This is a genomic window from Bacillus pacificus, assembly GCF_020861345.1.
Lineage (GTDB): Bacteria > Bacillota > Bacilli > Bacillales > Bacillaceae_G > Bacillus_A > Bacillus_A pacificus.
In genome coordinates, this window is the sequence record NZ_CP086328.1 from 137,387 (window position 1) to 149,169 (window position 11,783).

The following is an 11,783-nucleotide window of genomic DNA, read 5'->3' on the forward strand; positions in this document are numbered from 1 at the left end:
GCTCCTTTTGTTTATACACCAAGTAATTCTTTTAGTTCATCTGTAGATAGTTCTGTCATCCAACTATCGCTTGTAATGACGGCGTTGTTTAATGATTGTTTTCTTTCTAACATTTCATCGATTTTCTCTTCAAGTGTCCCCGTTGTAATCAGTTTATGAACGTGAACGAAACGCTTTTGACCAATGCGATATGCACGGTCTGTTGCTTGGTTTTCTACCGCTGGATTCCACCAACGATCGTAGTGAATGACATGGTTGGCAGCTGTTAAGTTTAATCCTGTACCACCTGCTTTTAACGATAAAATGAAGATGTCATACGTTCCGTTTTGGAATTGTTCGATCATTTTGTCACGTTCTTTCTTCGGTACACTACCGTTTAAGAAGAGGACGCGCTGACCGAAATGTTCTTCTAACACATCTTTTAGCATGTTCCCCATACCGATGTATTGCGTGAAGATTAAGCAACTTTCATTTTGATCTTTTATATTTTCAATGAGTTCCATGAGCGTGCTCGTTTTCATGGAACGCTCGATGATGTCTTTCGGTTCTGTTTCTTTTAAATAAAGAGCGGGATGATTACAAATTTGTTTAAGTTTGTTCAGCATGAGTAATATAAATCCGCGTCGTTCAATTCCGCTTAATCCTTCTACATTTTGCAACGTATCTTGAACAAGTTGTTCATATAAGGAAGCTTGTTCACCAGTTAGTGGACAGTAAGCTTTCTGTTCTTGTTTATCTGGTAAGTTTAATGCGACTGTTTGATCTTTCTTCGTACGACGCAGTAAAAACGGTGAGATAAAACGTTGAACTTGTTGGATTTTTCCTTCGTCACGGTCCTTTTCAATTGGTGAGACGAAGCGGCGCTGGAATTGTCCTAAGCTGCCAAGATATCCATGATTAATGAAGTCGAAAATAGACCAAAGCTCGGCAAGGCGGTTTTCCATCGGTGTCCCAGTTAATGCGATTTTGTGATTTGCTTGTAAGTTTCGTACTGCTTTAGACTGTTTCGTATGTGGGTTTTTAATATTTTGTGCTTCATCCAAAATAACAGCATCCCAGCATAACGTACTAAGTTCTTCCTCATCAAGCTGAGCTAATGCATAAGATGTTAATACGACATCTGCTGATTGAAGGAAATCTTTAAAGGATTCCCCTCTAGCTCGGTTACTTCCATAATGTAACTGAACACGTAAATTCGGTGCGAAACGCTCAAATTCTTTTTGCCAATTTCCAAGAACAGATGTCGGAGCCACGATTAAAGCAGGACCTGTTTGGAGATTGTTTTCTTTTATATATAGTAAGTAAGTAATCGTTTGAATACTCTTTCCAAGTCCCATGTCGTCAGCTAACAATGCGCCGAATCCAAGCTTTCTTAAATATAATAACCACTCAATGCCATGTTGTTGATACGGACGGAGTGTAGCGTTTAGTGAAGAAGGGACATCTACTTTCGGAATATCTCCAATGTGCAATAGTTTTTGGAATAGCTCTTCATAATATCCATCTAGTTCAATTTCAATATCGTTAAATGGACTATCCTCTTCTACAATTTCTGTTTCAGCCGTGTTGGATAAATGTTGCTGCAGGACATCTTTCATTTCAAGTCCATACTTATCAGCACGATTCATGAGCTTTCGTACTTCTTCAATAAAGGCTGGATCTAGTCGCATCCATTGACCATTTATATTGAATAATCGCTTGTTTTGTTCAACGAGTTCAAAAAATTCGCTTTCTGATAAATCAATGCCGTTCGTTGAAATGCGCCAGTCAAAATTAACGAGTGTATTCATGCCGAAGAAAGATTGCGTTTGCGTAGCATTTTGCTTCAGTTGCACACGTAATTTTGGTTTTGTCGCTTTTAAATTTTGCCACCACGATGGTAATAAGATTGTAATACCTGCGGCGAGTAATTCGTTACTTGCTTCTGTTAAGAAGTTCCACGCTTCTGTTTCAAAGAGTTCACTTCGGAATGTATCACCATCTTTTAGCCACGGTACGAGCTTACTGAAGCTTTCTTGTGTTTCCAGAATACGTTCTTCATAATCGTGCCATCGTTTTGGTAAAGAATCGATACTCTCATATACATATATGCGATGTGCCCCGCGCTTTGGCGTAACAATTGTTTCAAGCTTCCACATTTCAAATTCTTCTTGCGGCTCTTGTAGTCGTAGTCCGATTGTAAAGGGAAGGTCATCTTCAATGTAACCAATTTTTCGAAGCCAATCTTCTTCATGTAGTGCTGCATCCAATTGTCTTTTCGTAAAGTCGTAATGTTCATAAAGTCTCTTTGCATCTTCCCATCCGTCATTTGAACGGTTATCTTGTAATATGCTTTCATTTACTGCAGCCGAGAAAAGAGAAGCCAATGTGTCATCTTCGATTGGAGTATTTTGAACTTTCCAAGATGGTTGTTTAGGCCAACGCTCCATATCAGGTACGAAGCTACCGCTTGTGAAGGCATCCCACAATTCGTTCGCATCTTCCGTAAGTGCTGTAATAGGGCCGTTCATTTGAATACGAGCAAAGGAGTTCATCGGTTTATTCGCGATGTATTCAAATGCTTGTGCGTTTGTTAGCATAACACCTTGTCTTCCTTCAAAGGTTGCTTCTTTTAGAAACGTGCCGTAGAAGGAAGTGGAGTGCCATGTAAATGCATTTCGTTTCCAACTTGTTACGGATAATGGAGTACCGCTATCATCTTCTCCCCAAAGGAACCAACCGTGACTAACGTGCTGGAGCCTAATTGTTACTTCAGTTTGATTGATCATCGATTAATTTTCCTTTCCGTAATTCCTCTTGTAGTGCACGCAGACGTGAATGTAAGTTTGCGATGTGAATAATGAAAGCATCCCATTCATCGGTACGCTTTAATCGTTTATATAATGTACGTAATTTCTTTAAGTAACGAACTGCACGTCTATATGATTTGCGATTTCGCTCTTCAATAGCTTCGGTAGCAGCAAGATGATAAAGAGGAAGTGCAGCTTCTGGTGCTTCCTTTTCAATATCTTTCAGCGGCTCTTTCAAAAGTTCAATCGCTTCAAATCCATGTAAGAGCTGAAGTTCTGCCCATGTTCGATACTGTTTTTTCGCCAGTACGTATTGCTCATAGTTTGCGAAACTATATGGTAATAGCTCTTGCAAAATCATTTCGAATCCAGCTTGTTCATTTGTATGGGTTGCATACGTTTCATACATGATGACGAATAAGCGAACGATATCTTTTATGAAAATTGTATTTTCGTGCTCATGTATCGTTTTCTTCACTTGTTTATACGTAAAGGAAAGCCAGTTTTTCGCACGATCCCATTTCATTGCATGTAATAACTCTTCTAACCAATAGAAGTACAGACTTACAACAGAAGCAGGTTGTTTCTTTAGTAAGTCCATCGCTAATCGATCTTCGTCATTTAAAAAGAGTAGATGAGAAGATGCTAATGCTTTGGAAAGTGGATTCATTTTCGTATCAATTCGTTTTTCCTCTTCTTGTAGTTGCTCGTTATTGTGTAACAGTTCACTCCATATGTGACGATAAATAAAGAACCTCTCTTGCGTATAGGCATCGGTGGAGAAAAATACTTCGTGAACGAGACGAGCTGTTTCTTGCAGAATTGATTTAGACTCTGAAGGAATCGATTCTGATTGTAAGTCCCGAACGATGGATTCCACTTTATCTACAAATAGGCGAACGACATTAACAGGCTGATGATAAGAATACGTTTTATTTGCCTCAAATTCCTGAATTTCTTCTAATAATTTTTGAAAGCAATAAAGTGCCGCGTGTAGCCTGAACAATTCATGTATCACAATGATACGCGGAGCTTTCCGCTCGAGTTTCGTATAGAAGTCCGTAAAAATACTCATAAGAAAATACATTTGTTTATAAGTAAGCCGAGCTTGTTCTTTTTTAAATGATTCATATTCGTTATCAAAATAGGATTGCCAACTTTTATAATCCGTTTCTTCAAAAGCTGATGATTGCAATACTTGTCTTGCAGTTCGAATAGGAGGAAGAGAAGGTTTCGTATTATTTTTGAATAAAGTTAATACATCTCCTACTTGCCCGAAACTAGATGCTGCCGATAGTAATACAGCGAGCATATGCTCACACTGCGTTGGTGCGAAGCAATCGCAATAGCTTTCAGCGACGTTACGAATCGGGATATGGACGCTATATACGCTGCCTTCAGCATCTACAGTTCCTGATAGCGTATAGCCATCAAAGTCAACGTTGTAGACAACACCACTACGATATAGGTGCCGAGCTGTAGCGACATGTTCCTGATCAGCTGTTTGCTGTGGATCTAGTCCTTGAACGAACTCATTCGCAATCATCATAATTTCATCTTTCGTAATTGAGTGTTGCAGCATAATATTCCTCCGTACACATATTTCTTTCCTTTACCATTATAAACAAAAAATGCTCAAAACAGAAAAAATGAAATTTAGATTACATTACTTGAAAATCATGGTAATATATAAAATGTTAATTTTGTATATTACTATATATTTATAGAAGGGTAATTAGTTTGTCAGATTTACAGACGAAGTTAGGCAGTGGAATGAATAAGTTACAAGAAGGAATTGAGCAAGGGAAGATGAAGCTGCAAGTTGCACAAGAGATCGCCCAATTGAAAAAGGGAATGCAAGTGCAAATGCAGAAAAAGGCAGAAGTTCTATTAGGAGTTGGACAACAAGTATATGTTCAATTAAGAGGAAACGGAGTAAATGAAGAAAGTTTGAAAGAAATGATTGCTCCAGTTCAAGAATTTGATGTAGCTATTTATCAAGCGAGAAAACGCATTGTTGAATTGCAAAAACAACAAGGGGAGAAAGCTACATGTGAATGCGGTGGACCTTTATCGATGAATGATAAGTTTTGTGGTTCATGCGGAAATCCTAACCCAATGTTAGCGGTAGAAAATGACGGTGAAACAGCAAATTGTATTTCATGCGATGAGCATATCGATAAAAACTCTACTTACTGTCCGGTTTGTGGAATTAAGCAAAGTGGGGAGTGAATAAGATGTATTGTCGCACGTGCGGAAAGCAACATGGTGAAGAAGTAAATTATTGCCCTAATGAAGGAAGTATGGAGATTGCAGGAGCTATAGATGTAGTAACGTTAGAACAAGATACTGCAAAATACTGCAAAGGTTGTGGCAGTGAAAATGCTCAGCAAAATTTATATTGTCAAAAGTGTGGGCATTCTTTATTTATTGTGAAGAAAAAAGAACAATCTATTAAATTGCCTGCAATAGACGGTACTCCTGAAGTTAAATTTACAGCAGATAAAGCCGTTTTAAAAACAGGTTTCATTGGTGGAGCTGTTGCAAGTATTCTCATGTTAATTGCAGGATGGATTGGTAGTGTATTATTTGCGTCTATATTAAGTGAGATGTTGAGTAAATTTGCGAAAGAGTTAGAAATGTTGCCGAGCTTTTATGCAAGCGCAACTGCTACGTTGTTAAATTATCATTTACTTGGTTTTACAGCTAGTGATGATAGTGGATTGATATTATCTTTATCTTGGCATACTCCATTTACATTATTAATCATTCCATTTATTATTTTCGCTGGAACAGGAATATGGTTAGGAAAACAGCATGTTGCAAAAACGATTAAAGATCAAATTTTTGTAGCGGCAACAGTTGGTATTATTTACGGTGTCTTTTTATTCATTATAAGCTTTATAGCATCACAATCTGTTACAATCCCGTTCTCGGATGCAGGTAAGATTACAGTCGGATATTCAGCAATTAAGAGCTTCTTAAGTGGTTTTGTATGCGGGACGTTATTTACTTTAGTAGGATTTATTGCTCATACAAGTAAAAACAATATGGCAGCAGCATTTCAAGAGTTAATGCCATATGGAGCGTCTGTTTATTACGGTGTTTCAGCTATGATAAAAGGACTTTTAGTAACAGCAGTAGCGGTTTGTATTATGGCGTTGGTAAGTAAGGAAGACGGTATTGAACCATTAAAACAAATAACAACCTTAAAATCTGAAAGTACATTATTAGCATTAGAGTTAACACCTCAATTATGGAGTATGGCTCATTTTGCTCCGTTAGAAGTAACAAGTCCAGCACTGAGTAAGGAATTTACTGGAGTTGGTAAGAAATCAAAATCATCTGAGAGTACATTATCGTTTTCATTTATATCAGGCGTCTCTGTAAATGGCGTAGAGGTTAGAGATGTAATGATTTCAAAAGGAGCAAGTCAGGAAAGCCTTGCTGAATTTGATGAAGTGAATAACGTATTCAATTATGGTTTATTACTGCTTATTATTCCATTGTTCCTTATGTTTAGAGCGGGAAGAAAGTTATCTGAATTACCGACTGCCAATATATATATTACATTAGCAGTATGCAGTGGTTCTTACACAATTATGATGATTGCAATGAACATCCTTTCTAAGTTCCAAATTGATGTATCTGGAAATGTAATGAATTTATTTGGAGCGGGCGGTACTGTATTATCTATGCAAAATTCATTTGTATATTTAACTATGTTTAGTTTTATTGTGACATATGTGGCGGCATTTGCTGGAATGAAATTAGCTAAAAAATAGGGGGAGAGCATGTTGAAGTTTTGTGGAACATGTAAAAAAAACGTTGCAGGCCATTTGAACTTTTGTCCTGAGTGTGGAAGCAAAGTTGAAGTAATTGTTGATAACACTGCTGCTTCAGACACAGAAGTACAAAATGAGATAAAACCAGCGAAAAGTAAGAAAAATGTATTTTTAATCATCGGTTTCCTCATTATTGCGGCTGTATTATTTGGAGCATATAAATTTGGAGCATATAAGTTTTCAAAAGAAAAGCAAGTGAATGTAATGATTGAAGCATTCCAAAAGAAAGACATTACGGCAATTGATGAAATTGTGAAAGCAGATGATCCAAGCTTAAAGATTAAGACGGAAGATATTAAGGCGTACATGCGTTATTTAAAAGAGAACCCTTCGTACAACAAAGAATTAATTTCGTATTTACAGAAAGAGACAGTGAATCAAAAATTAACAACAGATAAAGCATCATTTAAAGATGGTCAAATTATAGAAGACGGGAAAGAATGGTTCTTATATCCAAAATATAAATTTAACATGAAATCTTATTACATGAATGTAAGCACAACTGCGAAAAGTGCTGAAATATATGTGAATGATAAGAAAGAGATAGACCTATCAAGTGATAAAGCTTCAAAAGAAGTTGGTCCATATTTCCCTGGGTCTTACGTTGTAAAGGCAAAAGCGAAGACGGAACTAACTGAGTTAGAAACAGAAAAAGAAGTGGACTTGGCAGATGAAAAAGAGGCGAAAGTGGATGTTACATTATCATTAGAAGGAAATTATGTAACCATTTCTTCTGATGAAAATGATGCAACTGTATTTGTGAATGGAAAAAAATGTGGGAAATTAAGCTATGGAAGTTATAAGCTTGGTCCTGTATCCACAGATGAAACAGTAGAAGTACATTTAGAGAAAACTACTGATTTTGGTGTGATGAAATCTGAAAGTGTTAAAATTGGAGACCAAAGCACGTATTACTTAAAATTCCCGAAAGAAACATCAAGTTCGGCTGTTGGTGACTTTGTACGAAATCATATTTATGATAATGTGCGTGCGATTTCATTAAATGATTTTAGCTTAATTGAAAATAATTATGATAAGAGCGGGAAATCGTATAAGGAAGACCGTGATTATATACAGTATTTACACAAAAAAGGAATTACAGAAGATTTATTAACAATGGAAATTCGTAATGTAGAGCGTCAAAGTGCTACGAAATATAAAGTAACGACATATGAAGAGTATCATATTCGTTACGGTGATGGCTCTGTGAAGTTCAAAAGCTTTAATAATGATCATATCGTTACTGTGAATGGAAATGGAAAGATATTGTACCATTCTCTTGGAGCGAATAATACGTTGAAATCAGAGGAAGTATCTGGTCCAACTCATTAATGCAAAAGACTATCTCATGATTGAGATAGTCTTTTTTCGATTAGAAGCGCGTTTCCTTTAATATCGCTTGTACATATGGATCATGTAATATTTGCTCTATAATTGGTAACATGTTTTGTTCGAATGGAATATTGATAGGGAATGGCTTTTGTGAGCCAGGTTTGATTCCATATTGGACAAATTTGTAATGTGTATTATCTTCAGACTTGAGCACAATTAATTTATATCGATTGTCGTCGTCAGCGAGTGAGAAATCAATGGAAGTAGCGTCGTATGTTACTTCATCCTTATATATATATGGTTTTGGTGTACCGATCCAGTCTACTTTTGCTTGTACATTCATGGACATAACCTCCTTATGGCTATTATAAAGTGAAACTTTAATCAGTGGGGGTTTTCTTTATCCCCCACTGATTATCAGCCCTCACCAATCGGACTTTTATGGGCAGTTGATCTCCACCTAACTTCTTTGCTTTCGCTGAATTTTGAGGTGGGGTCTTACTGCCCATTAAAGTGGGATAAAAAAATAAAAGCCAGCTCTCAACAAAGAGAACTGGCTTCAGCAGTCATTGGTTATTTTAAAATTTTCACTTTAACAGTTTTGCGTCCCCATTTTTGAGCAGCGCTATCTGATCCAAGTAGGATGTCGATACGGTTACCTTTAATTGCACCGCCAGTATCTCCAGCGATAGCTTCTCCGTAACCTTCTACCCATACTTTAGATCCTAATGGGATTACTTTCGGGTCAACAGCGATCATTTTCATGTTTGGGTTCGCTGTTAAGTCATGACCCATTGCAGTTAATACACGGCCGCCATATGTGCCACCGTTTTCGCTCGGATGAGCTGTATATGCTGTAGCTACAACTGTTAACTCACGACCACCAGAAGGTGTGTTAGTTTCAGCAGCCTTTACAGCAGGCTTAGCAGCTTGTTTTGCTTGAGCTGCAGGTGCTTGCGCTTTAGCAGGAGCAGGTTGTTCTTGTTTCTCAATAACAGGTGCTGTACCTGTTAAGAAAGGAACGTGAACATAAGCTGTTTTTCCGTTATATTCGAATTGTAACCACTCATTTTGTACTTGGTTCGTTGTTTCGATCATATCATCTTTCTTAAGCGTCCCAAGAATTTCTGAGTTTGTGTTCGCTTCAGCACGTACGTTTAATACGTTAGCTGTTACGTAGTAGATGCTTTTAGTGAACTCTGCACTTACGAATGCGTCTTTACCATCTAAAGTGATTTTTGACCATCCGTTCTCTGTATTTTGAACATCTATTTTATTACCGTTTAGTAATTTACCGACAACTTTTGATTCCGTAGTAGGGTTTTCGCGTACATTTAGTACGTCTGTTGTTACAACAGTTTCTGCATTAGCAGATGATGTGAAAATCCCAAGACCAAAAACTGCTGCTGTTGCTATACCAATTAATTTTTTCATGATAGCCTCCATTGCGTTTGTTTTCGTGTCCTCATTATAGCAACAGATTTTTTCGGATTTGGGGAAAACACACAATTACAAACCATTCGTAATAAGTCGTTAACATCCTGTAATATAACAAAAAATATAGGAAAGCGTTTTTTATTCTATATGTTTAGTAGGTTTCTACTTATATTCAAAATATTTAATACAACATATTGTTTTCGGCGTAAATAAAAATATTACAGGAGTGTTACATGATGTTTACTAAACGATTACATTCCTTGAGTATTTTACCGTTTTATGGGTAATATAGTTATATAAACATAAACATTTCGTTTGTGAAACTATAAACACGTGCTATATACTAGCAAAAAAACCGCATAATTGTTACAAAAAGAAAGGGTTGCAAGGAAGGAAAATGCCCTTTTTTACATCTGTAACACATCCTTTTTTGGGAAAATACATTCCCATCCGCATTTTTCTCGCACAATTTGACAGCAGTATTTCGATCTTATAGCTCTTGCAGAGTGAAAAGGTTATACGGAAGGTAAGGCTGTCCATCAGAATTCTAGTTGGTGAAGGTGAAAGTAAGAAAATCACCGCAAAATTATAGTTTTCTATCCGATTTTACATATCGGAATTAATGTTATTTATAAAAGTAAAACCTACGAAGGGGGATTTGATGAGGAAACTGACAAAAACATTCATCGTTTCATTAACATTATGTATTGCATTTACAATTTGGGGGATTATTCCCGAATCTATTATTGGAAAAGGTAGCTTAGGAAATGTAACAACCGCAATTCAAACTGCATTAGTTAGTAAGTTTGGATGGTTTTATATTATTTCTGTTTCTATTATTTTAGGTGTGTCTATCTTTTTAATTGTTTCAAAATACGGTTCTATTCGTTTAGGGAAAGATGATGACGAACCTGATTATAGTTATATGACATGGTTTGCCATGTTATTTAGTGCTGGTATGGGTATCGGCTTAGTGTTCTGGGGCGTTGCCGAACCATTAAACCATTTATACGCGCCTCCGTTTGGAGAAGGTGCAACTGAGGAAAGTGCGCGTCTTGCACTGCGTTTTTCATTTTTCCATTGGGGATTACATCCGTGGGGACTATATGCATTTGTAGCGCTTTGTATTGCTTACTTTACTTTTAGAAAAGGAAAAGCAAGTACAATTAGTGCGACAGTAGGACCGTTATTTAAGGGCGGGGACCATGGGCGCATTGCTCATTTATTTGATGTGTTAGCTGTTTTCGCCACTGTGTTTGGCGTGGCAACATCATTAGGTCTTGGCGCAAAACAAATTGCCGGTGGTGTTAGTTATTTAACTTCTATCCCGAACTCATTAACGACTCAGTTAGTTATTATTGCAATCGTAACAGTATTATTTATGTTATCTGCGCAAACAGGTCTTGATAAAGGAATTAAATATTTAAGTAATACAAACATTATTTTTGCGTTTGCACTTATGATTATTGTATTGTTTGCAGGTCCAACAAACTTTATTATGAATTACTTCACTTCGACAATCGGTTCTTATATTCAGGAATTGCCAAGTATGAGTTTCCGATTAAGTCCATTAGATGAAGGCGGAAACCAATGGATTCAATCATGGACAATTTTCTATTGGGCATGGTGGATTGCATGGTCACCATTCGTAGGTACATTTATTGCCCGTGTTTCACGAGGGCGTACCATTCGTGAATTTGTTATCGGTGTGTTACTCGTACCGACAATAATTGGTGCTCTTTGGTTCTCAGTTTTCGGCGGGACTGGTATTCATATGGAACTGTTTGGTGATGCACATATCTTTGAAAAAATTAAAGAGATGGGAACAGAAGTAGGATTATTCGCTATGTTTGATCAGATGGGAAGCTTTGGATCAGCGTTATCTGTTCTAGCTATTCTTCTTATTTCTACATTCTTTATTACATCTGCAGATTCAGCGACATTCGTTTTAGGGATGTTAACGACACATGGTAGTTTAAATCCACCAAACCGCATTAAAATGATTTGGGGTATCGTTTTAGCTGCTCTAGCTTCTATCTTATTATATGTAGGTGGATTAGAAGCCTTACAAACGGCAGCTATCATTGCAGCATTCCCATTCGTCTTCGTTATTTTCTTTATGATGGCAGCATTATTTAAAGAGTTACAAAAAGAAGGGCGTATGAAGCGTCATAAATAATAGAAGGAAAAAGAGTTGATTATGTATCAGCTCTTTTTTTTATCCGGTTTTAATGGGCAGTAAGATCCACACCTCAAAATTCAGTGAAAGCAAAGAAGTTAGGTGGGGGATGAAGAAAACCCCCACTGATTAAAGTTTCACTTTATATAGAAGGAACTTTAACTGCAAGTAAGGGAAATAAAATACTTTACAGATTTTCCG

General features: G+C 36.9%; 8 protein-coding genes. 4 read left to right on the plus strand and 4 right to left on the minus strand.

Features of this window, described 5'->3' with window-relative positions; translation table 11 throughout:
* Window positions 1–11: 11 nt before the first annotated feature.
* Both LMD38_RS00655 and LMD38_RS00660 read right to left on the minus strand, forming a co-directional pair.
* Window positions 12–2,768, minus strand: coding sequence for a DEAD/DEAH box helicase (locus LMD38_RS00655; protein ID WP_228920119.1), 2,757 nt, complete (start codon window positions 2,766–2,768; stop codon window positions 12–14).
* Window positions 2,752–4,371: an SWIM zinc finger family protein gene (locus LMD38_RS00660; RefSeq protein ID WP_016718959.1), complete on the minus strand. Its 1,620-nt coding sequence runs from the start codon at window positions 4,369–4,371 to the stop codon at window positions 2,752–2,754. Before LMD38_RS00660 ends, LMD38_RS00655 begins: the two co-directional genes overlap by 17 nt.
* A 158-nt stretch (window positions 4,372–4,529) precedes the next feature.
* Here LMD38_RS00660 and LMD38_RS00665 point away from each other — a divergent pair, with 158 nt between their 5' ends.
* Genes LMD38_RS00665 through LMD38_RS00675 form a run of 3 tightly spaced genes read left to right on the plus strand, consistent with a single transcriptional unit; the run spans window position 4,530 to window position 7,966 of the window.
* Window positions 4,530–5,021, plus strand: a complete 492-nt coding sequence (locus LMD38_RS00665) for a zinc ribbon domain-containing protein (RefSeq protein ID WP_016718958.1) — start codon at window positions 4,530–4,532, stop codon at window positions 5,019–5,021.
* A 5-nt stretch (window positions 5,022–5,026) separates the two neighbouring features.
* Window positions 5,027–6,574, plus strand: a complete 1,548-nt coding sequence (locus tag LMD38_RS00670) for a zinc ribbon domain-containing protein (protein WP_228920120.1) — start codon at window positions 5,027–5,029, stop codon at window positions 6,572–6,574.
* Between the two features lie 12 nt (window positions 6,575–6,586).
* Entirely contained in the window at window positions 6,587–7,966 is a 1,380-nt protein-coding gene (locus LMD38_RS00675) for a zinc ribbon domain-containing protein (RefSeq protein ID WP_228920391.1), read from the plus strand.
* Window positions 7,967–8,006: 40 nt separating this feature from the next.
* Here the strand turns inward: LMD38_RS00675 and LMD38_RS00680 are convergent, their stop codons facing one another.
* Together LMD38_RS00680 and LMD38_RS00685 are read right to left on the minus strand one after the other, a co-directional pair.
* A complete protein-coding gene (locus LMD38_RS00680; RefSeq protein WP_228920122.1) occupies window positions 8,007–8,309 on the minus strand; it encodes a DUF3910 family protein in 303 nt (100 codons plus the stop codon).
* A 230-nt stretch (window positions 8,310–8,539) separates the two neighbouring features.
* Complete coding sequence (locus LMD38_RS00685; RefSeq protein ID WP_227585432.1) at window positions 8,540–9,400, minus strand: cell wall-binding protein EntA; 861 nt, start codon at window positions 9,398–9,400, stop codon at window positions 8,540–8,542.
* A 664-nt stretch (window positions 9,401–10,064) separates the two neighbouring features.
* Here LMD38_RS00685 and opuD point away from each other — a divergent pair.
* Window positions 10,065–11,582 (plus strand): glycine betaine transporter OpuD, encoded by a 1,518-nt coding sequence (gene opuD / locus LMD38_RS00690; protein ID WP_001229108.1) that lies wholly within the window; start codon window positions 10,065–10,067, stop codon window positions 11,580–11,582.
* Window positions 11,583–11,783 lie beyond the last annotated feature (201 nt).

Excerpts from the sequence above, each read along its gene's own strand:
- LMD38_RS00685 (WP_227585432.1), bottom strand. The coding sequence starts at position 9,400 with ATGAAAAAATTAATTGGTATAGCAACAGCAGCAGTTTTTGGTCTTGGG.
- opuD (WP_001229108.1), top strand. The coding sequence starts at position 10,065 with ATGAGGAAACTGACAAAAACATTCATCGTTTCATTAACATTATGTATT.
- LMD38_RS00680 (WP_228920122.1), bottom strand. The coding sequence starts at position 8,309 with ATGAATGTACAAGCAAAAGTAGACTGGATCGGTACACCAAAACCATAT.
- LMD38_RS00660 (WP_016718959.1), bottom strand. The coding sequence starts at position 4,371 with ATGCTGCAACACTCAATTACGAAAGATGAAATTATGATGATTGCGAAT.
- LMD38_RS00670 (WP_228920120.1), top strand. The coding sequence starts at position 5,027 with ATGTATTGTCGCACGTGCGGAAAGCAACATGGTGAAGAAGTAAATTAT.
- LMD38_RS00655 (WP_228920119.1), bottom strand. The coding sequence starts at position 2,768 with ATGATCAATCAAACTGAAGTAACAATTAGGCTCCAGCACGTTAGTCAC.